Raw genomic sequence first — 26,918 nt, forward strand, 5'->3', positions numbered from 1 at the left:
TGCGAAGTTTGGTTCAATCATGATTGCTAACTCATCACAAAGCACACGGCGTCAATTTCTTCAACACTCCGGCATGGGGGTGGGAGCGTTGGCATTGCAATGGATGCTCGCTGCAGAGGACGCATCGGCGAAGCCGCCGGTGTTGAAGTTGGAACCGCACAACGACGTGCGGCCGCGGAAGCCGCATTTTGAGCCGCGTGCCAAAGCGATGATTTCGTTGTTCCAACACGGCGGTCCGTCGCATATGGATTTGACCGACCCAAAGCCCGAACTGACCAAGTATGACGGGACCGAATACAGCGGCGATATTAAGTTTTCGTTCGTCAATCAAGCCAGTAAAAAATTGCTCGGCAGCTCCTTCAAGTTTCAGCCTCATGGCCAATGCGGGACGGAACTCTCGGAGTTGCTGCCGCATACTGCGGGGGTTGTTGACGATATTTGCTTGATCCGCAGCATGCACACGGGCGCGAATGGCCATGAAGTCAACATCCGCTATTTTCACGGAGGCATTCCCGCGGTATTGGGACGGCCGACGTTTGGATCATGGCTGACTTATGCGCTCGGCAGTGAATCGCAAGACTTGCCCGCCTTTATGGTGTTGGCCGATCCCGGAGGGCACCCTGTCGACGGAGTGACCAATTGGACCAATGGATTCATGCCTTCGACGTTCCAAGGGACAGTGCTTCGTCCAAAAGAACCACGGATTTTGAATCTACAGCCACCGTCGCATCTGTCGGGAGCCTACCAACGCCAAAACCTCGACTTTCTGCAAACGCTCAACCGCCAACATCTTCAATCCTACCAGGGCGAATCGGATCTTGAGGCCCGGATTGCCAGTTACGAATTGGCCGCTCGGATGCAAACCGCCGCGACAGACGCGTTGGATATTTCCCAGGAAACCGCAGCGACGCATACGATGTATGGATTGGACAATCCTGAAACGCGTGAGTATGGCACCCGCTGCTTGTTAGCGAGGCGATTGGTGGAGCGAGGAGTTCGCTTTGTCCAACTGTTTCATAGCAATCAACCCTGGGACAATCACAGCAATCTGAAATCGGGGCTCGCGTCGGTCTGTCGAAAGACCGACCAACCCGCCGCGGCACTGGTGGCGGATCTTCGCCAACGGGGCATGCTCGACTCGACGTTGGTGCATTGGGGAGGCGAAATCGGACGGTTGCCGGTCACTCAAGAACAAGGTTCGCCGGAGAAAGCGGGCCGTGATCACAATGGGCAAGGCTTTAGTATCTGGATGGCCGGCGGAGGCGTTCGCGGAGGCATGACGTTCGGGAAAACCGATGAATTCGGGCACCACGCGGTCGAAAATATCGTGACCCCCAATGATTTCCAAGCGACCGTGATGCACCTCTTTGGCTTGGACCACGAACAGGTCGTTTATCCCAATCGCAACCAGCAAGAAGTGATCACCGCTCACCGACCGGCACGTGTTGTCACCGAAGTGATTGCTTGATCATCCGGGACGCCCATTTTGAGGTGAATCGTACGCTGGTCGATCGCCTTTCGAACGCACGCTCGATCTGGAAGCGAGAGCAGACGGGGGACCAATTCGTCGGCGTGAGTGTCACGCCCCGATTGTGATGAAGATCGGCGATAACGAATGGCTAGAAGCGATCAAGTCGAACGCATTGTTGCGTCGCGGAGCAGGGTTCGCAGACGGTCCTCTACCTTCAAACCGACTTCAAGACGCTGTGGGAATCAATCTAGATTCCGATGATATAGCCTCGCCGGACGTTATTTCGATTTTGCGATCGGGAACACGGACAGCGCTGGACTAGCTTGGGGATGGTCGCTCACGAAGTCTTCCCCGACCGCCGCCGCCACGGTGGCGGCAATCTGAGACTGAGTGACCTGTTCCGGTTTTGCCCCATCGGTTTGCACTTGGGGGCCAAGCACGGCCATCCAGATGCGTTCACATCCGGGGATGTCAGTACCATGGCTCTTCCAGCTGACTCGGCCGTCACCACGACCATGGTCGGTCGTGAGGATCAATGTGGTGTTGTTGCGGTACTGGGGCATCGATTGCAATCGCGTCCATAATTGACGAATGTAATCGTCGTTGCGGCGAGCGGAATCGAGGTACAGGTCGTAGCGGCCTTCATGAGCCCAGTCGTCCGTTTCTCCGAGCGACAGATAGAGCACACGGGGGTGGTGGATGCGTACGTATTCCTCGGCGGCTCGGAAGGTAAAGTAATCGTAACGCACACCATCCCAGACATGCGGCATTTGGTCGGCGACACGATCGAGTTGGGCGAGTCGATCGTGTGCCGCCCGCAGTTCCGCAGGACTGTTTTCGTCGCTCGATAATACGCCGGCTAACGGTTCCCATCCCGCGTTCACGAGCAATCCGCTGCGTTTGCGATTGATAATGTAGGGAAAAACGTCCCAGCTGCAAAAGGCAGCCACTTTCCCCTGGAACGAGGATTGTTGGTTCAACCACTCCAGCACCGTGACGTTCGGATTGTTCTTTTTGGCGTTGGAGTCAATGCTCGGATCGGCAAATCCACATAAGATCTCGCTATAGCCGGGATAGGAAAAGTGCATGTTGTTGACCACGACCGCGCGAGACGCTTCTTCGGGATTCCCAAACACGATTCCTTGGGGAGCGATCTGGGACCAGAAATAGGGCATCAATTGCTCGCGTCGCTCGACTGGCGAATCACGCCAATACCTTTCCTTCAGCGCTGCGACATCACGGACCTTGCCCGCGTCGCGGTCCATCAGCATTGCATCGGCGCCGGTGAACAACTCTTGCCAACGTAAGCCATCGAGGGTGACGAGGACGACATTGGATGCGGACGCGGATGCCGCGGGGGTGGCTGGTGGGGCGAGCTCCTCAGCATGAAGCGTGGTGCAAAACTTCAGAGGAAAGCAGGTCAACACCACGGTGGCGAATAGCCAAGCCAGCAATTGTAATTTCACAGTCAACGATCCTTGATGCAGAAACGTCCCTTTGCCGCGCCGCCACGAGCGAGTGTCAAAGAAACCGGTCCGATTATACCTCCAATCTTCGCTGCAGATGGGGATCGGGCGACCGCATTCGCTTGGCTACGCCACAACGTCTCCTCGACACCAAACGAATGCTTTCCGGTCGGTCTTTCGTAGAGCGATTTCGACCCGGAAACCTTCTGCTAGATCACGCCATTGCAGATCAGGTCCGATCGGAGCGTGGTTGGGGGGAAGCACGTCGGGGCGGCGTGTGAATTTGAATCGCAGGGGGGCTCAGGAAACGCGTGACTCGACCCCAGCGAGACGCAAAAAAAGGCCGCGAGCGTTAACTCGCGGCCTTCAATGGTGCCTAAGAACTCAAGAGATTTGTATGCCCCAATCTCTCGGTTACAGACAATGGCAGAACTAGTCCTGCTTTAATTCGTCTTTAGGAGCTTTTCCGATGGGCCACAGTTCGTAGCGTCGTACGATCATCTCGGCTTGTTCGGTTTGAAGCAGCAACTTGCCGAAGCTCGGTTGCGCATCGAAGCCTTCGTTGACAACCACTCCGTTGACTTTGTAAATCAGGTGTCCGCCGTCGGCGATGACTTCCATACGGGTCCATTCACCGAACGGGCTTTCGACATCATCTTTGCCACGGAAATCAACATTGTCGGCCCAATCGACATCGCGACCAAACCAGTTGATGCGACCGCGAGATAGGGTGACTCGTTCGCCGCCCTTTTTCCAGACGCGTTCGCCATCGCGATCCTTGGTGATCTCGGTGGTGAGGGAGACGGGAAGTGATTGTCCGGTTTCGGGATCCGAACCGGTCAAGACAAGAATGTCCCCGACTCCGCCTTCGATGATCTGAGCCTCGATGGATGCCATCCAAGTGTTGCTCAAGCCGCCATCGGGTCCCCAGCAGTGGACGAGGACCCCGGAGTCACGAGCGCGATCTTTACGACTGCCCCAGGTTTTCTCGCCCCACTTGAACTCAATGATCATGTGGTAGTCACGATAGTATTGGTTGGTGATCAAGCCGCCCCAACCATCACCGGTGATATGGATCATGCCGTCCTTGACGGTGAACACGTTTCTTGGATCGGCGTACTTGGTGTCACGGATCCAAGTGTAAAAGTTCTCCAGGTTCCGGCCATTGAACAATTTAATCGGACCATCGGTCGGGCTGATTGCAATGTCTCGTGATGGCGGTTGTGCTGGCTCACCGGGCAATTCGCGGATCGACACGTTGCGGAATGCAACGGGATCGTTATGTCCCGCAAAACCAAAGTGACCGCTCTTGCGTCGAGCGCCTTCGGGAACGGCACCGTCTTTGGATTCTTTAACGCTGGCCAAATTCGCATCGAGGATGGTGAAGCCGTTCAATTCGACTTTGATGTTCGAACCATTCATCGTGACCTGTTGGAAATTCCACTCACCGTTCGGACGCAAAAAACCGCGTTCGGCTGGAACCAATCCGTAGACCGAACCGTGGTATTGGCGGGGGTCTAGCTTCGCGTACTTCTCATGCTCGGAATCGAGTACTTGCAATTCGATTCCTTCCACGCTGGGATTGCCTTTGCCCGAGTAGCGAAGAGCAAGCCCATTGTTTCCACCTGGAGGTAGCTTGAATTCAACTCGCGAAACGAAGTTGGAATACTCTTTGTCGGTAAAGATGTTTCCGCCCTTACCCTGCTTGCAAACGATGGCGCCGTCGACAACTTCGTAGTTTTCCAGGTCGCCCGACCAACCGGTGAAGTCCTTGCCATTGAAAACGTTCTCGAAACCCGCATCGTTCTGTTGCTGGGAAAGGATCTTGTTCGCTTCGTCGGCAGCGATTTCACGCACATAGATGTTGCGGAAATAAAGAGTGTTGCCGTGGTTTTGCAGTTCGATCTGGCCGCGTGGGTAGATCGGCAGATTGCGTTCCCAAAGATTTTCCATCACGACATTATCGGTCACCAATTGATCATTCAATTTGATCGTGACGCGTTCGCCGACCATGCGGATGTAGAACGTGTTCCACTGACCAACCGGTTTGTCCGCTTTGACCAATGGGAAGCGTGGATTGTCTTTGTTGTTCCACAAGGCGCCGGAGCCTTTTTCCGCGCCGTGACGGAAGTAGTTTTCAAATTCGGTGTCCCAAATCTGAACTTGCGGGCTGCCACGCAGGTAGATTCCGCTATCGCCACCTTCGAGGATCTTCCAGTCAACGTAGAGCTCGAAGTCGCCATAGTCTTTATCGGTACAAAGGCTTTGCCCTTTGCCGTCAAACTGCAAGACGCCGTCGACGACTTTCCAGTGCGCTCGCATCGACTCGTCCGCAGTCTTTTGTGCTGCGGCCAACTCTTCTGCGGACATTGCCGCTCGTGTTTTTGGGTTTCCGACCAACCCTTTCCAACCGCTCAAATCGCTGCCGTTAAACAGGGCTGTGAAGCCCTCAGGCGCTTCGGCACGAGCGACCGTTTGGGGATGTTGGAACGCAAACATTGCTAAAAAAATGATTGCTGTGGCAAATGCCGATCGATGGATTCGTCTCAACGTTTAACTCCGCGTGATAGGGGTAACGGTGCATCTGAATTTCACTCACGCGAAATCACTGCGGGGCCAAGTCTGAGTTTGGCGAGTGGAGTGAGTTAGCCGCGAGATTAACCGAGATACGGGAATGGCAGGACTATGTCACAATGTTGGACATTGGATCATAATGGGGGACAGGGTGGGGGAATGAGTGATGGTCAATGAGCTTGTGGGGTGTGAACATCGCGGATCGATCTTCGTGAAAATGGCTTGCGCATCAAGCATTGATCCCCCCATTCATCCAATATGGTATTGGCTTGGCGCCCCGGTAGCAACTGCCTCGGCTAATTTGCTCGGCAAGGTTCGTGGTTGCTTTTTTTAGCGGTGCTGCTGTGATTGTTCTACCCAGCAAATCCTAACCCGACGCGTCAGCGAGCGATTGAATCAAGATCCATTTTTCTCGCTTACACTTCTAGCTAGAAATACACGCAACCTCAAAAAAGCGTTACCTTGGCTACCGGGGTGGACGCGTCGCGTGGATGGCGTGCCTTAATCAAGTGGTTCGAAGTCGGCTTCCTGAAATTCGACGACCTCGTTTAACCAACGTTGCTGTACGAAGCGAACATGTAGGGGATGCTCGTTGTACGCTTTGTATTGCGCTGGCGTATCAAATCGCATCGAGATGCCAAAGGTATGCGAGTTCTTGACACTGGTTTGGCGACGAATCTGAAAGTCTCGCACGTCAGGAATGGTGGCAAGTTCGGCCGCCGCGTTCAAAAAACCGGTTTCTTCTTCCGACCCCGATGCGTGTTTCAGACGAAAGGTGACGGTGTGTTCAATCATTGATGATCCTCGTTTAGGAAATGGGGTTTCTTCTTCTGCTTTTGGCGTAGCATCGGAATGCACTTGAGTTGATGATGTCGCGGTGGGTGGTTCCGGAGTGGTGACAACCAGAGTGGTCGCCGTAGATCGAGAATCCGACGCGCTGTCCTGGGGTTTGCTTGTGGAAGCCGTTTGGTGTGACTTCGCTTGTTCATTTTCGGTCGCAGCTTGTCGCAGCAGTCGGACCGCCGTTTCGACTAACATCTCGCCGCTGCCCGGCATCACAGTCGAATTGGTGACCTCGTAGCTGCCGCTAGCGTAGGCGGCGCGGTGGGGGACATAGATCGTCTCAACCACATTAGATAATTCCACCACGATCGTCGTGCGGAAGGGTGACGCTTGTTTGATTGCGAGGCCTAGTTCGACAAACACTTCGCCGGGGAGAGTGACGATCGCCACATCGTTGCCGAGGGTGATCACGGTCACGTCCACAGGCAAGGTTTCCCCGATTCCCGCCAACGACCGGCTCCGACCCCAGGTGAGGTATTCAGCAGTCTTCTCGTGGGGTTGGGAATGACGGATTTGATCGAGAACTAGTTTCTTGTAGGCGATGACGTGGTCAAAGAAATCGGCCTTACCACCATTTTTGATCAACTCGATCGTCTGGGCACTTCGCTCCACTTGCTCGGCAGTGGCCTCCTCCAACGGTAACTGGACCACTTCCGATTTCACCGCCAAGTGTGTGTGTTCAAGCGGAGTCAGTTGAGCGACTTCGTCGCGGATCGAGTCGCCGAGGGAATTGCCGATGAAATCCGATTTGTTCCGCACGCTCGACGCGGGGTTAACGTGATTGATATCACCACAGCATCCGGCACCAAAAATAGAAATTAGCTCGGGACCGAATGCCTCCCGTAGGGTGCGTTCGATGAAGAACGGATAGTCCGCACTCCACTTCATTCCTCCGACGGTGTCGAGATGTAACGCAAAATTACTGAGAATCCCGCGAGTCGTGCCATCTTCGGTATCCTGGATCGCGAGCACGCCAATTTGAGGATCGATCGGTCCTGCGGCACGAATCCGTTTGGGGTTGCTCTCGGCTTGCCAGGTCAGAACGCTGCCGTCTCGCATGACAGAGCGGCGGTTAAAGGCAACCGGTGTCGTTTGAGTTGCGGAGCCACTCGCCAACGATGACGGTTTTGCATTGGTATGGGCCTGGACGATCGCGTTAACCGGTCCGTCGATCAGTTTTTCGATGTATTTCGCCCGCTGTGGGTTCTGGTCCTCATTTTGGGTCAGATACAGGTAGAGCTCCCGCATGTAGTCTGGCGCTGTGTGTGAATGCGTCGCCGAAACCACAATATTGCTTGCCGGAATTCCGGTTTTTTCGGATGCCAGTTTACGAACTTCACGAGACAAATCGGTGGCGACGCCAATTAAATCACAGACGACCAATGCGGCCGCCGTGTTGCCTTCTCGAAAGACAATCGCTTTGGCCTTTAGTGGATTGATCGTGCCTTCAGCCAATCGCTCGTGATAGTAACCGGCCATCGGGAATCCCGTCGGCGGGGTGATGTCCTGTTCGGCGATACCGACCAGCAATGGCGCCTTGGCATCCGATTTCGGAGGCACGGGATCGGCTGAGATGGCCGTCGTGGCAAGCAAAAAGACGGAACAAACTAGACTCAGCAGAGCGGGGGGGAAACGCATTGCAAGGAACCCTTTTGCGGTGACAGGAAAATTGTCGTCAGGTAGGTGGAGTTCGGCGGGGGTGGCGGTTAACGTCAAAAGCATACACAGTATTTCTTGCCCGTGCTGAGGGTTTCGCGTGCTGGAGATACGAAAATTGCCTCGGTTGCTATTTCGGTTGGGGTTGAGCTTTTTCGGCGTGTTTTTCGATGGCATCGGCGAAGGCATCCGCGAGCGCCTGCATCCCTTGGTCGCCGGGGTGGTTTGCAACTCCGGCGTGTTCGATGTGGCGTTCGGCGCGGGCATAGTTTTTCGGATCTTCGCCGATTTTTCGAATATCGACGTAGATGGCTCCCGCGTTCATGCTCGCTTGTTTTAACAGTGAGTCTTTGTCCGCATCGTGCCAGAACGTGCTGCGAACGAAGATCGTCGGTGCACCCTGCTTTTTGAGTTCTGTAAAAAGACTTGCAAACGCGGTTGCAAATTTTGCCTTGGCTTCGTCGGTCTTGGGTGACGATGCGTTCTCGCCCAACGCAATCAAAATCACATCGGGCTCAAATGCCAACTCCTGCTGAAGGGCCTCTCGAATCGGATAGGCGGTCAAATCACGTTCGAAACCAGCAATATTCTTGACCATCACTTCAGGCTTGGCACCGGATGCCTTAGTGAGTCGGTCGATTAGTCGGTGGACGTAATCCGCCTCTGCGGTGCTGGCCGCCATACCCCAGTTGCCCGTCCAGCCGATGTTAGCCGCGGGGCCATGCAGCGTGATGCTGTTTCCGAGAAACAAAACCTTGCGGATTGGCTTGCCGTGAAGGATGGGCGTTCCGGTGGCCTGCGTTGGAGTGGACTGGCCGGCGTCCGGAGGTTCTTCGTCGGTTGAAACCGTTACGAAGTCACTTGCCTCCAACGGCAATGCGAACTGAATCTGGCCAGAGCTGAGTGACTCGAATTCGAGCGAACCGAGGCGTACGGAGTCGACGCGAACGACCGGTTCGTTCGTTTGCAGCTTGAATTCGACACGTTCGAGTGGTTGCAAGGTGAAATTTGACAGTGCGATCAAAGTCCCTCGCTCACAACTCAGTTCAACGGCGTCTACGAGCGGCGTATCACACGATAATGTCGGAGTAATGAATTGGTTGCGTACCGGCGTCAGCAAACAATCGCGAATGCCCGCGGGAAAACTCCACGGATTGTAAGATCGGTCGACCCTAGCCAATTCACCGTTCGCGCCTTCGTGTGAACTCAACATGTCCGTCGCTGACAACGTGGCGCTGGTCGCCAACGGTTGGTCGGTGTCTTTGGTTGCGGCATGATGCGCGGCTTGTTCTGCGTCGGCGAGCTTTTGCTTGAGTGAATGCTCGAGGGGGCGTCGCGCGTCGAGAGCGGGTTTGATGTAGGACAACGCGGGCAGAAATCCGAGTACGAAGACATGCCCCTTGCCGGCACGACCGCGGATCGCCGCCGGTTCACCCTCCTTGAACGTCGCGATCACTTCCCCCAATGAAGGTTCGACGAGACGCAAGGATTGTTTTACCGAGAGCACCTCGAGTTGCGAATCGCCCCAGGCGACGGTGTCATGTGTTTTGAGTCGGTCGAGGTAGGTCCCCGAACTGCGAAACGGTTCAAGCGTCGCCAATTCACCGCGTTCGGCAGGTAACATCGATGTCAGCGTGTCGAGAGGACGATTGAATTCGTCCCGAGCGGCGGCCCCCGCGGACAACCACAGCGTCCCACCCGCCTCGACCCACGCTCGTAGCTTCGTTGCGGCGTCGCGAGTCAGATTGGGGCCGGAAAGATAGACCACTTGGTACTGATCGAGCCGATCAAGCTCGCGTTCGGGAACGATATCGACAGGCGTTTGGGCATGGGCTAAGGCCAGCCACGTATGCATCCGGTCGAAGCCAAATGCCAAATTGCTTTGCACGGTCCAAATGTCGGATGACGAGCTGTACAACACCGCGACCTTCGCCGCCGCCGGCTTGGCGGTGAGCAACCAATCTTCGACAGCACCGATCTCGCGTGTGATCTCGGCGTTGGCGGTCCAGTTTTCCGGTTTTGCGTGCCAAAGATGGGTTCGCGATGGCGGTCCTCCTTCGTGGCTGCTCCAATTCGGACCATACGAAAAGTTTTTCCAGATGCGGACGCCACGCGCTGTTTCGCTTGTCGCTTTTGTCTTGATGTCCCACGGTTTTCGCCCCGCATGAGCAATCAAGTAATGGCCGATTGCCTGGCCTCGCTGTCGCGCAGCCGCTTGCATCAGCGCGACGTTGAACCCGGCACATTGATAGGTCGACGCGCCATTGGCCCAATCCTCACCCCAGATCGCGTTCTGGTCGTCGGCGTCAAGTAGCTCGAAATAGTCGACGCCCTGCGAGTAAAAATTAGCGTGATAGGTCGCCCCGTCGCTGAAGTTGACGAGCGTGGGAAAGGAGTGACCGTAAGCTTCTTCGATTAGCTTCCGCTGCGTCGCCATAAAATCACCCAGCGCTCGCGTGCGGAACCGTTGGGTGTAGTAATGCAACGCAGGAAACGCGTCTCGCTCGGTTTCCACCACCGGACGCACCTCGTCCCATGTCGCGACGAGCAGATCGTCGGGGGTGAGCCGTTTTGCCTGCAGCCATTCACGAAACCGCTTGCGATATCCCTTGTCGGTGGACATGAACTGGGCCGATTGACCGGTGGGTTCGTCCATCAACATGCAAGCGGCAATGTCTTCAACCTGCCCGCCGGATTCGCGGAATTTTGCAACGTTCTGTGTTACCCGCTGCTTCATCTTTTCGAGATCGGGTTGGCAATACGATCCCTCCTTCATTGACCATAAACCGTGCAAGATTCGTTCGTGAGCACCGTTGAACCCAAAGTAATCGAGTGTTCGCTGCTCACGCTCCTTGACGCTGGCATCGACCGGCGATGCGTAACCACGCAGGCTGGCACTCACCAAGAACGGTATCTTCACTGGTCTGCGACCATGTTTTGGCCACTCAAAGGCGTCGGCCATTTTGCCCACTTCCTCGGCAAATTCTGCGTCTCGTTTTAAAAGGGCGATGTTGTCCGCCGTTTCCAGATTCGGTGGCGCGATGATCACCAAACCATTCGGTGTCGATTGAACATCGAAGGTCTTGATGACTTCGATGTCATCACTTTGGCTGGCACCGTTTCGTGGTCGTCCAAATTCGAGCTTGGCGCGAAAGGTGGTGGCCGGTTCGTGATAGGAATGTCGGACCGAGAAATTCAATGCCGCTCCGGAATCTTGATACACCGTTGGTGTCAGATCGCACCACGGCGTGACATCGCCTGATTGAAGCAATTCAGCTGCGGGCGGCGCGAGGGCTTGACGAATTCCGTCGCGGCCGATTGCATAGTGAGCGTACCACGGGGCACGATAGTGGTCGGCGAACAAGTGCATGTAGATCGGACGATCATAGCCTTCGCCAATCGTCACTCGCATCCGCGTTTGCGGACCGTAAGGAAGGTGATCGGGAACCAGTTCGTGATCGGTTGTCAATAACATGCAATCGACATGGCGAACGTAACCCGACGCGTTTTTTTGCTCGTGCTTCGATAACGTCAGCGTGACGTCGCCCGCGCTCAGATCCACGTCAAAGGATTGCCACGTGTATTCCCAACTGGCTAAGTCGGGAACCGCGTGTTGGTCAAACGTCTTTGACGCGACGCGATTATCGTTCACCACAACACCGACTTCGAACGGTCCTCGCCATGCCGCGACGTGAAGGTAACGCACCCAAATGCGATAACGGCCCGCCTCGCCCAATTGCACTGTCTTCGTTGCGACCGCGTCTCCGGGGCCGGTCGCACCCCAGAGCGTACGGGTGCGTGAGGCTCGGCGTGTTTGACTATTCTCTGTGGCGACCCAACCGTCGGACGACGTTTGCATCGTTTCCGCTTCGATGAAGACCGTTTCCGCATTCGCCCTGTGGGCCAAAAACGTAACGAACACAAGACAAAGTATCTGTAGACCTGTCGGACGACTTTTCATGGTTTGCTCCACGCCACACCTAGGGCTGTGGTGCCCGTTCATGGCGATCGTTGGGGGCGAGGGAGACCTGTGGGGGCCAAGCGAGATTGGGGACGTGATTGCATCGATGGCAATCGAATCCCTGCGAGAGGATGACCATTGCCATGATCGGAATCGGTCGGGTTTACTTTACCTCTCCTGAGGGAGATTGCAGGTAGGCGATTAAATCCCGTCGTTGTTCCGCGGTCAAGTGTTCCAGCATCCCTTCAGGCATCATCGAAAGACTCGAACGTTTCCGCACTTCGATGCTGTCTAGCGGGACGACGATTTCTTCGGTTGCGGTCCGTAACGTGAGTTGCAGCGGATTTTCATTCTCGACCACTCCCTGCAAAATGCGGCCGTCATCAAGCAACAGTACGACGACGCGATAGTTCACAGGAACGATCGCACTGGGATCGAGAATGTTGTCTAACAAATAGTCGAGGTTCGCTCGTTGGGATCCGGTCAATTCCGGTGCCAGCTCACCCCCTTCGTCAAAAAGTTTGTGGCACGATGCGCATGTTTGCGTGTATACCTTTTTGCCCTCCGCCAGATTGGCCGCCGCCAATGCTGCGGGGGTAAATTCGGCTCGATACTTTTCAATCAGCTCGCGTTTGGTCTCCGAAACGGGGCGCACCTCACCCCACACCTCAACTAACCGGCGTGACAGGCTTTCGTCGTTGATCGCTTGTAATTGACGAACGATCAAAGCGGAAACGTCGCCTCGAGGAATGCGGCCCTTGTCAATCGCGTCCAATAGCGGATAGGCGTATTCCGGTCGCGTCGTCAGACTCTGGATGATCTCTTGACGCTGTGCCGGCGTGACGTCGGCATACCGGGCGAGCAATAGCTCCGGGACCTCCTTGCCACCAACGGACACCAAACCACGAATCGCTGCTGTGCGCAACTCCTTGTCATCCAACAGTTTACGCAGCGTTGGCCCCATTCGATCGGCCTTCCGCGTTAACAGGATCTCGAGTGCGACTAACCGTTGCTGGGGATCCTCCGTTGGGTCGTTTGCCAGCTCGCGGAAGCCTTCGATTACGTTGAGGTCACCAAAGAGGGTGCCTAGCAATTTTGCGGCATGTTGAACCTCGGCGTCGGGATGCGTTTGCAACCGCGCGTAGGTCTCGGGCCAAGCCTCGGGCATGGAGAGCTTTTCCACGCCTGCGTAGGCTTCGAGTGTGCCTCGTAGTGTATCCGCCTGCCAAGCGGAGTCCTCCGCAGTCCGCCACTGTTTTGCCAAGCGGTCGAAACCGCCCTCGAGCGTCATCATTCGCCGAGCGATATGGGTGCGGACCAACGGCATGGTGATTTGTGGCATCCACTGCAGTACCAGCTCGGGATGCGAAGCCACGACCGGTTCGACGGCGTACCAATTAAGCGTTTGCAGCGTGGTGTCGTTGGCGTCATCGCGGTTGGAGATCAGTTGTAATAGTATCTCACGAACTTCATCCAAATAACCGAGTCGAATTCGCTGTTGGCAAGTTGAAGCGAGTGAGCGCCGGATCAGCGGCGTGGAATCGACAAGTTGAACTGCGATTTGATCGCGTAGTTGCGACGACCACGCGTCGGGTTCGTCCGCAGCCAGCTGTATCATCCAGAAGCGAACCCACTCCGACGCAGTGTCTTGAACGATTCCGGCGCGGCCAATCGCGTCCATTCCGCCGACAGCATACAGCGCCCACAATTGTCGGACCGCTTCCCGGTCGTCCTTGGGGTGCATTTGGATCAGCAAATCGGCAATGCTCCGCGCCACCTTCGGATCAACCGAACGTTCTTGTAATAAACGCCGCGATTGACGGACATTCCACTCATTACGATCAAATTGCATGGCAACCAGATCTTCGTGGGACGCCTTCGCAAGGTTACTTGGTGCACGCTTCGCCTCGCCATAAGTCACTCGATAGATACGTCCATTGGACTTATCCGCGACTTCGTAATTGTGACACTCGCCGGTATCAGTCCAATCCGTAATATAGAGCCCACCGTCGGGGCCGCACTTGACGGAGATGCCGCGAAACCATGGGTCGTTGGCGAGCAGGAAGTCTCGCGCGTGATGTGCCACGTAGCTGGGGCCTTCACGGTCCAATGTGTCTCGATTCAAACGGCTACCGTGGATGTTGCACATGAAGACGTTGTTACGGTATTCCGCTGGGAAATTGTCGCCCAGATAGATCGCACAACCTGAGTGTGCATGGCCTCCGCCCGGATCGTCGTGAGCGTCACCCGAGCGTGATTCGGTCCAGTGTCCTCCGCCCCAATGAATGTGGTCGGCACAACTCGGCAACAACGTGTAGGCGTATGGATTCACATCCTGGCCAAACATCCGATCGTAGTGGGCGCCAGGCACCACATGGAAAAGGTGTTTGATCACGCAATTCGTGATAAACGCTTGTCCGTACTCGTCAAAATCGAGTCCCCAAGGATTGGTCGTACCACTCGCCATCACCGCGAAGGTTTTGCGAGTGGGATGGTATCGCCATACGCCGCAATTCATCAACGTGCGTTGATCGTCCGGCGTTCCCGGGGCACCGATCTTTGAATTTGAGAGGATGCCGTTGCAACCGTAGAGCCATCCATCAGGCCCCCAGATTAAACTGTTGAATACGTTATGTCGCGCTGTGAGATCCCAACCATCGAGTAACACCTCGGCGGGCCCATCGGGACGATCGTCGCCATCACGGTCGGGTACAAAAATTAGATTCGGGGTAGCGGTTAACCAGACACCGCCAAAGCCAAGCTCGATTCCAGTCAGGTTCACTCCATTTTCGAGAAACACCGTCCGTTTGTCGTGTTTGCCATCGCCATCGGTGTCTTCGTAAATCGCAACACGGTCGGCTCCAGTGCCATCAGATGTCCATCCCGGATAGGACAAACACTCGACGACCCACATTCGCCCGCGGGTGTCAAAGGTCATGGCAATCGGTTGCACCACATCGGGTTCACCGGCAAATAATGAGACTTCGAAGCCAGCCGGAAGCGTCATCTGCTGGGCTGCCAACGGAGCCGGAACCGGCGCGGAGACAGGCTCACTCGCCAACGCAATTCCGGTACATAACGTGAGCGCTATACTCAATAGCTTTGTGATCGCACGACACCGTTTCATTCTTTCGCTCACATTTCGTAGACATTTGCCCGCTCAATTTCCAAGGCGATAGTGTAACCCACTTGCCAGCCCTCGGAGCGACTATCGCCGACAAAATGTTTTCGCTTCACGATCATCACGCACGAGTTATCTCTTTTCCTGGGTGGTGACTGCTCTTGGCTTGCGAATGAGCCTCGAAAGCGTTGTCTGGGAGGCCGGTTGGAAAATCCGAGCGTCTTTACGCTCAGGTTGATTCGACAGACCCCCCGGCGTTGTTCCGCTTGCTACAATGGCCGTTACTTGAACACGTTTTTCTCGATCGAGTGGAGCCATTGTGACGCAGAATCAAGAACGCAATCCCAAGCGGGGCAGGCTTTGTTTGCTACGGTCGTGGCGCATTGCCGCAATCACGTTTCTGATCGTGGTCTGCGTTGGTGGGGCTAACGCGCAAGCGGAACCCGAGGGCACGAGGTTGCGGGTGCTGTGCTACAACATCCACTATGGGCAAGGAACCGATGGCAATTACGATGTGCCGCGACTCGCCCGCGTGATCGCTGCGGTGAAACCCGATCTCGTTGCGTTGCAGGAGATCGATGTTGGTGTCAGGCGATCGGGGCGCGTTCACCAAGCTCGGCGGCTTGCCGAGCTGACCGGGATGGCGGTGCGATTCGGTCCGACTCAGCATTACGAAGGCGGGTTGTTCGGAAACGCCGTGTTGACCCGGTTGCCTATTCTCGATGTCGCGATTCATCCGCTGCCCTATACCGAGGCGACGGCGGAGCAAGTGACCTACCCGCGGGGCGCGATTGCGGTGACCGTTCGTGCGCCGGACAACCAACCCCTGCGATTCGTCAGCACTCACTTTCAACACAATGTCGCCGAGGACCGGCTTGCCGAAGCGGCAGAGATCAACCGATTGTTCGCGAGCGACGATGCGATTCCAACGATTCTGGCGGGTGACATCAATGCCCCGCCTGACTCGCCGCCGGTGAATGAGTTGCTTCAGCATTGGACCAACGCGATCGACGACACCGCCTCACCTAGTGTTCCGGCGGGTAAACCGAACGCCCGGATCGATTACATCTTCTATCGACCAGCCTCTGCATTTGAACTGCTTAACACTCAAGTCATCGCGGAGCCGGTCGCGTCGGATCATCGCCCCGTCTTCGCGGAGTTCGAGATGCTTCGCAAATAGAATCCGCGTTTAACTTTGCTGCAATCACACTGATTTCTTGTTGGAGACTTCGATGAGCCAGAAGACGCATAACGCAAGACAACGTAATCAACAACGTAGTCGCCGCGCATTTCTGGTTGCTTCGGCCAGCGGATTTGCTGGACTTCAATTTGGAGTCCCACAACGGCTCGCCGCAGATGCCCCGGTCACCGCTCCCCAACTCAATGCAAACTCGCTCGCCACAGGTGGCAAAGCGAAATCAGTGATTCTATTCTTCCTTTGTGGGGGGGCGTCGCATGTCGATACATGGGACATGAAGCCCGACGCTCCGGCGGAGTATCGTGGTCCCTTTTCGCCGATCGCTACCTCCGCGCCGCAAATTCGTCTCTGCGAGCATTTGCCGATGCTATCCCGGCAAGCGCATCACTTGGCGGTGGTCAATTCGATCGGTGCATCGGTGAGTACCAACGATCATCATGCCGGTTATTATTACAATTTGACGGGGCATGAGCCCGATTCCACCTTCCTTTCGCTCGGCAATGATCGTCGTCCCTACGCCGATGATTGGCCCTATATCGGTTCAGTCGTTGGGGCGCGGCGGGATGGGAATTCGAGTCTGCCCAATTCGCTCACATTGCCTCATCAACCGAGTAAGGCACCGTACACCCGCCCCGGTCAATTTGCGGCTCGATTGGGAGTCGAATTTGATCCACTCTACGTTCATGCTTCGGTCGATGATCCGCTGAAGTTCCATGCCCCGTCGCTGGTGTTGTCCGGTGATGTCACTCCCGATCAATTGCGATCCCGCCAACAATTGCTCAAGACGCTCGACGTTGCCCGAGCCAACTTTGAAAATGTTCCCGCCGAAAGAACCTGGAAGCTGCATCAACAGCGAGCGCTCGATTTAATGCTCTCTTCTAACGCGACCAAGGTGTTTGATGTCGCTAGCGAAACCGACGCAACGCGTCAGCGGTATGGCGCCTCGGTGAATGCCGCCAGCCTGTTGATGGCTCGGCGATTGGTCGAGGCCGAAGTCCCATTTATCACGGTGTTTTGGAAAGAGAATGAAGCGATCAAGAAACAGTGTAAAAGCGCCGGCGGCTGGGATACACACGGCGATAACTTTAACTGCTTGAAAGATCACTTGTTGCCCGAGTTTGATCGAGCATTCTCTGCGTTGCTGGAAGACCTTGAGCAACGCAACCTGCTTGAGCAAACGTTGGTGTTAGTCACCAGCGAGATGGGACGCACCCCGAAGATTGGTGATCCCCGCTCCGGCGGAGTCGGCGGCGCAGGGCGTGACCATTGGACCCATTGCATGAGCGTGTTGATGGCCGGTGGCGGAATTCGAGGTGGCCAGACTTATGGCACCAGTGATCGTTTGGGCGAATATCCTGCCGAACGTCCGCTAACCCCCGCGGACATCGCCAAGACGGTCTACTTTGCCAGTGGTGTGGACGATCTACGCGCCGAGGATGGGCAAGGCCGCCCCTATAATTTGCTCGAAGAAGGAAACGCCCTGACCACCTTGTTTTAGAGACGGATAACAAGAGAGTGGATTGGAGACGGATTCATGGTCGCCCAAAGGCCGCCAGATTAGAAATGCGTGATCGACGAGCTTCCGGCCTACCGTGACAAGTCGCTGCAGAGCGACGGGGGGAATTCTGGGCTGCCGCGTTTTGCTTCTCAATAGATGGCGAGTTGCAATCGCTGGGGTACCCAGAACTCGCTGAGCGGGCAATGGAAATACAGCGAGCGTGCCACTTCAAAGACAACACATGTGGATCTCAGAGCCCGTGGCGTTGCGTTTTAGAGGAGGCGGAGGGGCTGTCTTAATTGCAAGGTTTTAGGCAATGAAACCAAGACTTAACGATCATCCTCTTGGACACTCAACCGGGCTTTTTCAAGCAGGCGACTAAGCTCGTTTAGCTCCGTTCGAGTGAGGTGTCCAATCAATTGGCTGTGAAGCTCCATCACGGGGCTATCCATTTGCTTTAGCAAATCCTTGGCCGTTGCGGTCAGCTCGATATAGACGACTCGACGGTCTTCGCTACTGCGCTCTCGCGCAACGAGTCCTTGTTTCTCGAGTCGGTCCAACAGGCCTGTCATCGCTGGGACAACCTGAATCATTCGGCCCGCAATCTCTTGGCAGGGCATCGGTTTGCCTTCGCCTCGCAGGATGCGTAAGACGTTGTATTGAGAAGGGGTGAGTTCAAATTGACGAAACAAGCGGCCGAACCGATTCATGAACCGGTCATTCGTGCGCAACAGATTCAAAATCGCCTCTTGTTCGCACGATTCGAATGGTTGCTTCATCTTCAGTTCGTTTCGAAGCCTGCTGCTGGGCATGGCGATTCTCCTTAATTCCATATACGTTACATGTGAACCAATGTTGTGTCAATCACAGCGATCTTGGCCTTTTGACTGGGTGCAGGAGAGGAGGAAGCGGCTGCACGGCGCTATCGCCGCGCCACCAGGCTGACGCCAAGGATCGCGACCGCCATGCCCGCGAAATGTTGCAACGAGGAAGGTTCGTCGAGCACCGCGATCGCTAACATCATCGTCAACACGGGCCCAATCGAGCCGATCACGGTCGTCCGTGTCGCTCCAATCCTGACGATCGCCTCGTTGATCATAAAACTGGGAACGACCGTGCATACGAATGCTAATATCGCACCGTAACCGTACACGATCGGTGGCAGTTTGGCGAAGTCACGGATGTTTTGCGTGGCGAGAAAATGAACACCAACAAAGAAGGTCGATCCAATCATGGCAAGACTGGTGAATTGGCGGCTGCCGATTCGCTGCATCGTGGGTTTGGCGAACAGAACGTACAGTGAATAGCTCAACGCCGAGCCAAACACCAGAATCACGCCGAGTCCGACATCGGTCCCTTGCGAAAACGTTCGCTCCTGACCGTACATTAGCCCCACTCCGGCATAGGAACTGAGGATCGCGATGAGGATTCGCCCGCTGAGCCGCTCCCCCAGAAACATCCACGCCAACACCGCGACCATCGCTGGGTAGGTGAAAAGTGTCAGCCGTTCAAGTTGAGCCGAGATGTAGGAAAGTCCCGAAAGATCAAGATAGGACGCCAAATAGTATCCCAGAAATCCAAGTGCGAACGACCGCGTGGCTAACGACTGGGACACCGGTTGGACGTCCTTCGATCTCTGTAAATACCACAGCACCAGCACATAGAACGGCAGCGCCAATAACATCCGCACGGTCAGTAGCAAGGTGGGAGTCGCCCCAGCGGCGAAGGCCAACTTGATAAAAATGGATTTGAGTGCAAACAGGAACGTGCCGACAATTGCCAACGTGATTCCTACCGTCGCGTCGCGGCGCGTATCGGCGGTAGAACGATGCTCGGCGGTTTGCTCGGTCAAGAAAGGGGCTCTGCGTTAAAGTACCCGAGACTGGGGATGCACGAGAAGCGACTCGTTGCGAAATCTGACACTTCAACGCAGGGGAGAGTTCGCGGGAACGATTCACATGGCGGCGCGTTTCACAACCGCGCCATCCTGGGAACCAACGGAGCGAGCCCTATTGCTTCAATAGGTGCCGATCTTGCTGTTCACGATAGCCTTTTAAGCGAATCGTACCATTGGGGGACAAACTCATCATCGAGTAACCGTTGTTTTCCATCGTGGCGCCTTCGACCATCGCGACCAAGGTGCAGTAGTGGATTCCGCCGATCTCGTTCAAGTCATTTCGATGGCTGTGACCTTGGAAGACCGCCAACACATTGCCAGCGGTCTCGAGCGTTTTGCGAACCGCAGCACTATTTTTGACGGCGTAATGATTGTCGAGGTCGAGTCGTTGGTGCGCGAAAACGATGACGTGTTTATTCGTCGCCTTGAGGTCGGCGGCAAGCCAGTCCAGTTCGGCAGCCGGGATGTTGGCATCGGTCCAGGTGAAGTTTTTGCGTTGATAGGGCTGGCCGTCACTGCGAAAGCAGGAGTCGAGCACGACGAAATGGTAATCGCCTTGGTCGAATGAATAGTACGATTTTGGCTGCCCCACGCTGCCGAGGAATTCGTCTTTCGTAAGCGTATCGACACAATGGTTACCGAGGACGTAGTGGCGCTGATCGCAAAGTTGAGAAAACTCTCGATTGATCGTGTTCAGATAACGACGTTCCGTTGCGACGGAATCGGCCGCGTCGATGAGGTCACCAAGTTCGACAATAAATGCGGGGTTGTCGCTCTCAAATTGCCGCCCCGCTTCCTCAAGTTTGCCAAGCGTTTTGCGGTAATGCCGACTGCCGCCGGGAGGCTTGTCGGCGTAATGCAAGTCGGTGACGAGACCGATGCGGAGCTCGTCGCCTGTTTCATCGCCGTAAAGTTGCGTCGCGTTAAGGGGGGCTGCGCCACACGAGGCCGCGGCCATGACCAAGGTGCCATTTCGTAGAAAAACGCGGCGTTGGAGTGGAGGATTAACGTAAGGCATTTGGTTTGCTTATGTGGGACTAGACCGAGAGAGAAGGTGTATTTCGACATCGAGTATCTATTATAGACGTCGAAATTAAGAGAACATGAAGATTCGATTGAGTCTTTTGCCCGGCATCAACGGAGTGGCGAACGGGGAGCTCGCGAATCGATGGGCGAAGTCGTTGGTTACCGCCGCGAGTGTTAACCGTAGCGAGCAGTGTTAGCCGTAGCGAGCAATGTTAGCCGTAGAGAGCAATGTTAGCTTAGCCACGTTGCTCGACAAACCCTTACTCAAGCTTTCCGCACGACACGCCCTCGCCACGCGACACCGCCGCTGGTCAAGTGATGGTAGATGGCTCGTGCCAAGCAGCACGCGATCGGGAACGCGGCCAACGGGAACGCTATCGCTTTGAGAAATCGAATGTCGGCTAATCGACGTGCCAATAAAAGCACGGTGGCTTGTGATGCGTAGGCGATCACGCCAGCGACCACTAGTGTGACATCGCTATGGTGCATGCCCATCACCATTGCTGTCATCGGGATACCGTAGACCAACACCGGGACGAACATCGCTGGGAACGCCAACGCCACGTGTTTGACCGCTCCAAGGATATTCTTGGTGAATCCCCAATAGGCATCGTGGTTGCTCTTGAATAGACGGACGCGGAGTAGTTGCGGTGCGAAGACAATCTGTGTGACGAATCCCTTCGCTTTGATGTTTCGGGCTAACATCACATCGTCCAAAGCCTCGCTGCGAACGGTCGAAAGACCATCGATTTGACTCAGTAGATCGCGACGCGTCATCATGAAGGCGCCGGCGGCTACCGCATTGGCGCACTTCGGATCGTGCAACTTGCGGTTTAAGTAGCTTACGAGTCCGAACACCATCAAATGCGGAACCAGGACGTTCTCCCAGAACGAGACGAGTTCGACGCGAGGAAATAGACTTAGGAAGTCACTTCGTTGTTGTTGCATGTGATCGTAGGCTGTCGCGAAACAGCTTGGTGAATGAATCACATCGGCGTCTGCGAAAACGACAATCGGCCGCGTCGTGCACAAATAGGCCTGGTGCATTGCATTGGCTTTTCCAAACCAACCTTCGGCCAGAGGCGGATTGTGGATCACCGTGACGCGTGCGTCGCCGGCGGCAATGGCGTCGACGATCGATGCGGTAGCATCCGAGGAGTGGTCGTTGACGACGGTAATATGAATGTCGACATTTTGTTGCGCGAGCAGACTGCGTAGGGATCGCTCGATGTCGAGTTGTTCGTTCCGAGCCGGGACAATGACGTCGATGATTGGCGCCGGATCAAGTTGAGTCTGCGTTGGGACAAGGGATGGCACGATGGCAAAAAGACGACAGAATGCAATGCCGATCCCCAGGCTGAGGGCGGTGATCGCGATCGTCAATAGGAACATGAAGGTCAAGATGGCGGGCTCGTGGTCGGACGCCCTGTTGAATCACAAGACGCAGTTGAGTGACAAGACGCAGTTGTTTGAAATGACCCGGTGATACACGTCGCTGCGATCGCGGTTCGATGCGTTGGGAGGCCGAGGGGAAAAAGCATTCTGCGGCAACCCAAGTCGTTCGTAAATTGGCTCATGCCCACTTGGTTTCGCTGCAAAGGAGGTGAAAACGGCTCATTTTAGCCCGCTTGGTCACCGCTTCAAGGCTTGCACCGGATTGTGATTTTGGGATGGAACAGACATTCGTTGGATCGCTAGCGGATAGAATCAAATTGGGGCAAGGCAACGATCCTGTTACGGAGCAATCCTTATGCATTCCTCTCGCCGTCGCTTTCTAAAGTCATCGGTGGCTGGGGCATCCATCGCGGTGTTTCCTGCTCATGCAAATGCGATCGCAACGGGGGTGGAGTTTAGTCTTCCCGTCGCGATGAACCTTTCTGCGGCGAATGATTACAGCCCAGGGTTCCCGTTTAAGAATTTGCTTTGGGGGGCGCGGCCATGGTTGACTCGCAACGTCAACGATCTGACCGGCTGGGACTCCGAACAACAAGCATCGCTCAAGCTCGATCGCGAAGGGTATCCGCTGCAGGTCCCATTTGTCGGGGCCGATGGTTCGCAGCATGACGTGTTCACCATTTTGCCGAACACTTGTCGTCCCGGACGCTACGTGTTGCTCTACGACGGGCAAGGCAAAATCGAGAGCGGTGGGCGGACGCAAATCGTCAAGTCGAATCGGGGACGTGTCGAGTTGCAAATGATGCACGCTCGCGGCGATGAGAACCTCGAAATACTGCGGATTTTGAAAAGTGATGCCGCGGATCCCATTCACAACATGCGAATGATACCGATTGAGCTTGAACATGCGGATCTAGACGCAGAGCCGTTCTTGGACGAAGTGGTTGAGTATTGCAAACAATTTCACGCACTTCGCTTTATGGATTGGCTCGAGACCAACGACAGCATCAATCGTGATTGGGCAGCACGCAAAACGACGCGTTTTTTCACACAGTGTGGAGTGACCGGTGATGTGGTTGGCTTGACCGACGATCCCGTGCCGCAATGGCAACGCCAATATGCTTCCGGCGTGGCTCTTGAATTGTGTATTGATCTTGCCAATGCAACGAAATGCGATGCATGGCTGTGCGTTCCCCATCTCGCCGACGACGACTATATCTTTCAGATGGCGGTGTTGGTAAAGGAGCGACTCGATCCTGATTTGAAGGTGTATGTCGAATACAGTAATGAAGTTTGGAATTGGCAGTTTCAGCAAGCCCATTGGAACCTCCACTCCGCCGCAATCGGTAACTTGCTCGCCGCGACACCGATTGCAAGTTGGCAACCAAGTAGATCGCCCAAGCTCAATCAACATGGGGTTGCGGTCAATCGAGTTGGTATCAACTTCCCAGAGCGGATGGGGATCGCGACTCGCCGTATCCTCGCGATCTGGGAACGTGTTTTTGCGGGACGGGATCGAAATCGGTTGGTCCGCGTCGCCGCGGGGCAAGCGTCTTGGCAGGAGGTTTCGGCGCGCTGCTTAAATACAGTGGTCCGTAACGGTGGATGTGATGCATTTACGGTCAGCGGCTACTTTGCTGCAGACGATGCGATCTACCGGCGGTGGGAAAAACTCGGCGCTGATTTGACCGCAGCGCAGGTCATCGAGGAGATGAAAGAGGTAATCGCAAGCGAGTCGGCTCGTCAGATCAAGAGCGTGTCACAAATGTGTCAGCGTGGCCAAGTCGACTTTGTCGTCTACGAAGGCGGCCAACATCTTCAGCCACGTGATCAACAGGCGACGAGTTACATGCCTGCATTAAAGGCGGCTCAGTTTGATCGTGGAATGGCCCAGTGTTATCGTGAGTTACTCAGGCTTCACGCGGGGGCGAATTGTCGGTTGTTCACCGCGTACGCGAGCGTTGGGGAACAGGGGAGCCGGTACGGTAGTTGGGGACATTTGGAGCGGTACACGCAAGCGGTCACCGAAATGCCTAAGATGCAAGCGTTGGTCGAGAGCAACGCGAAAAAACGTTGACGGGCTGCGGGCGTCGAAGCGATCGGAACGTCGCACGGATCACCGTTTGTCCCACTGTGTCGGACTGCGGCGCTATTGATAAATCGCGAAATTTTCGCGTCGCAATGAAGGCGTACCGTATTCGACGATTGCATTGGTGGACCCGCAACGGGGGGGCACCCGATCCAGCGGTACAGCCGGAAAAGTCAACTGCAAGCGTCATGAAGCCACCGCCGCCTGACAAACTGGCCGAGAAGGTGGCGGAAATGCAGGGAATTGCAGTGCAAACGGCCCTGTTCTAACTACAATTGTCCTTTGCTAGACACACCCGTATGAGGATGTCACCACGCCCCCCATACTATCCCGCCCCGATTAATTGCGGTTAGACAGACGCCCTGCCATGCGAAATCTCTCTTTTGTCGCTGTGACGTTCACTCTCGCTCAACTCCTTTTCGTCATGGGATTTGCGTGTGCGCAAACGCCAGCGACGATTGGCCGGATCGAACGTCTTGACCCTGCGTTGGACTCACGGTTTGCTGAGGACGCAAAGATCGAAGTGCTGGCGAGCGGATTCACATGGACCGAGGGGCCGGTTTGGTTCGGCGATGCGACCGAGGGATATTTGCTGTTCTCGGACATCCCACGCAATTCGATTTATCGCTGGACGGCCTCGAGGGGTGTAGAGTTGTTCATGAATCCTAGTGGTTACACCGGGATTAGCTACTACGGACTGGAGCCCGGCAGCAATGGATTGGCGAAGGATTCCGAGGGGCGTTTAATCGCCTGTGAACATGGAGATCGTCGTGTTTCGATGCTGACGCGAGGCGGTGGCAAAGTGACGTTGGCAGATCGTTTTGAAGGTCGCCGATTGAATAGCCCTAACGATCTCGTTGTTGACTCAGGCGGAGCGGTGTTCTTTACCGACCCTCCGTACGGGCTTCCCGAGCGGGCCGCGGATCCACGCCGCGAATTGGATTTTTGTGGAGTCTATCGGCTCGACCCCGATGGCAAGTTGCATTTATTGACGAAGCAACTCGCTCGCCCCAACGGCATCGGTTTGTCGCCTGACCAAAAGACGTTGTATGTGGCCCAGAGTGATCCGGCCGCTCCTATTTGGATGGCGTTTCCGGTCAACGAAGACAAGACGCTTGGCGAAGGTAAGGTGTTACTCGACGCCAAAAGTTACATGTCTGAGTTTCCAGGGCTTCCCGATGGGATGACCGTTGCGAAAGATGGCACGATCTACGGAAGTGGCCCTGGAGCGATTTATGTGATCCAGCCTGATGGAAAATTGATCGGTCGCTTGATCACCGGTGGACGCGTCAGCAATTGTACGTTTAGCGATGATGAAAAGACGCTTTACATTACTGCGGACGAAAACATTTGTCGCATCAAGCTGAAATAAGCTGCCCAGCGGACAAGCCATTCGCGTTAGGGTTTTTTCGCGGTCCGTTCGACGCCGTCGACCAATCGCTCGGTCATTCGTGAACGGTATTCCATCAAGCTGTTGGCGCCTTGGAAACCAACGACGGTTTCGTCCCAGTCAAGCTGCTTGCTGAGCATGCGGCCGTTATCAATGTCGAAGCGGATCTCGCCGTTGCTGAGCTGCTGAACGACCTGGGCTCGAACCGATTCTTCGTCGATTGGAGTCAAGGGTTCACTGCGAAGCGACAGGGTTGCCACGCCGGTTTGGACCTTTTCTAGCGTATAGAGTTCGCGAATTTTGATCGTTTTGACCGCGTTGTTCTCAAGTCGAGTTTTGATTTCGCGTGGCACGGACCAAGAGTCGCCGATCGCGAGTGCTTCTTCGGGTAATTGAAGCGTGAGCGAGCCCATACCCAATGAAGCTTTGGTGCCGCCGTGATTTTCACGCTCGATTTCTACGCCGCGGGCATTAAAGCTAAGCGTCGATAATTTCTTGCCAATCTGGTCAGCGACACGTCCAAACACCGCTGGTGGCTCTTCGTTGGTTGTGCTGTCCCAGCGAATCTCTTCTTGTTCGCCTTGTTGCTGGGTCATTTCCACAGCATCGACGATGTGATCGATGGTGGTGTCGCCATCCTTCGTCACATCGAGAACATCCCAATGACGTTGGCTAATGGTGTGGACCGTTGAAACTTCTTCGGCACCACGGATACGCGTCTTGGTTTTGGCCGCATGAGTGACTTCGTAATGCAGTTGTTCCCCGGCTTTGAGCGAGTATCGCAGGGTGTATCGTTCTAACACGCTCTTTCCAGCGTCACTTGCCTCTTCGGCTTGCAGGGAGGAAACCGCCAAGCCCAACAACAGCGCTAGGGAAGTTAAGAAATAAGATCGGTACACAGTCAGAGTCTCCATCCTCTAGAAAGTCGGTCAAGTGTCACGAGCGGTTTCACGCCCATGGTCAGAGGGTCGCAAAAGCGAGCAAACAACGCAAGTGAGGTTCTCGTCACGAGATGCGGCAATTTTGATTGTGAAATGAGATTTGGTGAGATTTGGTGCCACCCACAAATTTTGGTGCCACCCACCAAAATTTGACAGGTGACGCGTTCGCCGGGTCTAATGGCAGTAGTCGATTCGTCCCTCGAAGTCTCGGAGGTGTCCGATGACGCGACCGCCTCGTGCCGAACAATTCACGCCCGATGAAGTTTGTATCGTCCATGCTGTACAGCGTTGTGTACGACGCGCCTACCTAGCGGGAGTCGACGCGGCCACCGGGAAAGATTATTCCTGTCGCCGCGAGTGGATTCGCAGGCGAATGGAAGCATTGGCCTCGG

General features: G+C 55.3%; 15 protein-coding genes. 5 read left to right on the top strand and 10 right to left on the bottom strand.

Features of this window, described 5'->3' with window-relative positions:
• The first annotated feature begins 19 nt into the window (after positions 1 to 19).
• Positions 20 to 1,468 carry a DUF1501 domain-containing protein gene (locus Pla52o_RS24735; protein ID WP_146597314.1) on the top strand — a complete coding sequence of 483 codons (1,449 nt, stop codon included), beginning with the start codon at positions 20 to 22 and terminating at the stop codon, positions 1,466 to 1,468.
• 281 nt (positions 1,469 to 1,749) lie between these two features.
• Here Pla52o_RS24735 and Pla52o_RS24740 read toward each other — a convergent pair whose 3' ends face one another.
• The 5 genes from Pla52o_RS24740 to Pla52o_RS24765 all read right to left on the bottom strand — a co-directional run bounded on the left by Pla52o_RS24740 (position 1,750) and on the right by Pla52o_RS24765 (position 15,098).
• Positions 1,750 to 2,937 (bottom strand): alkaline phosphatase family protein, encoded by a 1,188-nt coding sequence (locus Pla52o_RS24740; RefSeq protein WP_146597315.1) that lies wholly within the window; start codon positions 2,935 to 2,937, stop codon positions 1,750 to 1,752.
• 432 nt (positions 2,938 to 3,369) lie between these two features.
• Positions 3,370 to 5,487, bottom strand: a complete 2,118-nt coding sequence (locus tag Pla52o_RS27175; protein ID WP_197169498.1) for a 3-keto-disaccharide hydrolase — start codon at positions 5,485 to 5,487, stop codon at positions 3,370 to 3,372.
• A 525-nt stretch (positions 5,488 to 6,012) separates the two neighbouring features.
• A complete protein-coding gene (locus Pla52o_RS24755) occupies positions 6,013 to 8,076 on the bottom strand; it encodes a neutral/alkaline non-lysosomal ceramidase N-terminal domain-containing protein (protein WP_197169499.1) in 2,064 nt (687 codons plus the stop codon).
• 64 nt (positions 8,077 to 8,140) lie between these two features.
• On the bottom strand, positions 8,141 to 11,971 hold the full coding sequence (locus Pla52o_RS24760) for a beta-galactosidase trimerization domain-containing protein (protein WP_197169500.1): 3,831 nt from the start codon (positions 11,969 to 11,971) through the stop codon (positions 8,141 to 8,143).
• A gap of 163 nt (positions 11,972 to 12,134) precedes the next feature.
• Positions 12,135 to 15,098, bottom strand: coding sequence for a PVC-type heme-binding CxxCH protein (locus Pla52o_RS24765; protein WP_146597317.1), 2,964 nt, complete (start codon positions 15,096 to 15,098; stop codon positions 12,135 to 12,137).
• A gap of 313 nt (positions 15,099 to 15,411) precedes the next feature.
• On the opposite strand from Pla52o_RS24765, the gene Pla52o_RS24770 reads away from it, so the two are divergent.
• Together Pla52o_RS24770 and Pla52o_RS24775 are read left to right on the top strand one after the other, a co-directional pair.
• A complete protein-coding gene (locus Pla52o_RS24770; RefSeq protein ID WP_197169501.1) occupies positions 15,412 to 16,272 on the top strand; it encodes an endonuclease/exonuclease/phosphatase family protein in 861 nt (286 codons plus the stop codon).
• Positions 16,273 to 16,324: 52 nt separating this feature from the next.
• Entirely contained in the window at positions 16,325 to 17,788 is a 1,464-nt protein-coding gene (locus Pla52o_RS24775) for a DUF1501 domain-containing protein (RefSeq protein WP_146597319.1), read from the top strand.
• 329 nt (positions 17,789 to 18,117) lie between these two features.
• Here Pla52o_RS24775 and Pla52o_RS24780 read toward each other — a convergent pair whose 3' ends face one another.
• The 4 genes from Pla52o_RS24780 to Pla52o_RS24795 form a co-directional block, all read right to left on the bottom strand.
• Positions 18,118 to 18,567 (bottom strand): MarR family winged helix-turn-helix transcriptional regulator, encoded by a 450-nt coding sequence (locus Pla52o_RS24780; protein ID WP_231612639.1) that lies wholly within the window; start codon positions 18,565 to 18,567, stop codon positions 18,118 to 18,120.
• A 143-nt stretch (positions 18,568 to 18,710) separates the two neighbouring features.
• Positions 18,711 to 19,640 carry a DMT family transporter gene (locus tag Pla52o_RS24785; protein ID WP_146597321.1) on the bottom strand — a complete coding sequence of 310 codons (930 nt, stop codon included), beginning with the start codon at positions 19,638 to 19,640 and terminating at the stop codon, positions 18,711 to 18,713.
• Between the two features lie 157 nt (positions 19,641 to 19,797).
• The gene (locus Pla52o_RS24790) at positions 19,798 to 20,703 is read right to left on the bottom strand and encodes a metallophosphoesterase family protein (RefSeq protein ID WP_146597322.1); all 906 of its coding nucleotides are present in this window, start codon (positions 20,701 to 20,703) and stop codon (positions 19,798 to 19,800) included.
• A 272-nt stretch (positions 20,704 to 20,975) separates the two neighbouring features.
• The gene (locus Pla52o_RS24795; RefSeq protein ID WP_231612641.1) at positions 20,976 to 22,103 is read right to left on the bottom strand and encodes a glycosyltransferase; all 1,128 of its coding nucleotides are present in this window, start codon (positions 22,101 to 22,103) and stop codon (positions 20,976 to 20,978) included.
• A gap of 358 nt (positions 22,104 to 22,461) precedes the next feature.
• Between Pla52o_RS24795 and Pla52o_RS24800 the strand changes: the two genes are divergently transcribed.
• Positions 22,462 to 24,183, top strand: coding sequence for a hypothetical protein (locus Pla52o_RS24800; protein WP_146597324.1), 1,722 nt, complete (start codon positions 22,462 to 22,464; stop codon positions 24,181 to 24,183).
• A gap of 379 nt (positions 24,184 to 24,562) precedes the next feature.
• Complete coding sequence (locus tag Pla52o_RS24805; protein WP_146597325.1) at positions 24,563 to 25,567, top strand: SMP-30/gluconolactonase/LRE family protein; 1,005 nt, start codon at positions 24,563 to 24,565, stop codon at positions 25,565 to 25,567.
• 26 nt (positions 25,568 to 25,593) lie between these two features.
• On the opposite strand, the gene Pla52o_RS24810 is transcribed toward Pla52o_RS24805, so the two are convergent.
• A complete protein-coding gene (locus Pla52o_RS24810) occupies positions 25,594 to 26,484 on the bottom strand; it encodes a hypothetical protein (protein WP_146597326.1) in 891 nt (296 codons plus the stop codon).
• Positions 26,485 to 26,918: the final 434 nt, after the last annotated feature.

Source organism: Novipirellula galeiformis (assembly GCF_007860095.1).
Classification (GTDB): domain Bacteria; phylum Planctomycetota; class Planctomycetia; order Pirellulales; family Pirellulaceae; genus Novipirellula; species Novipirellula galeiformis.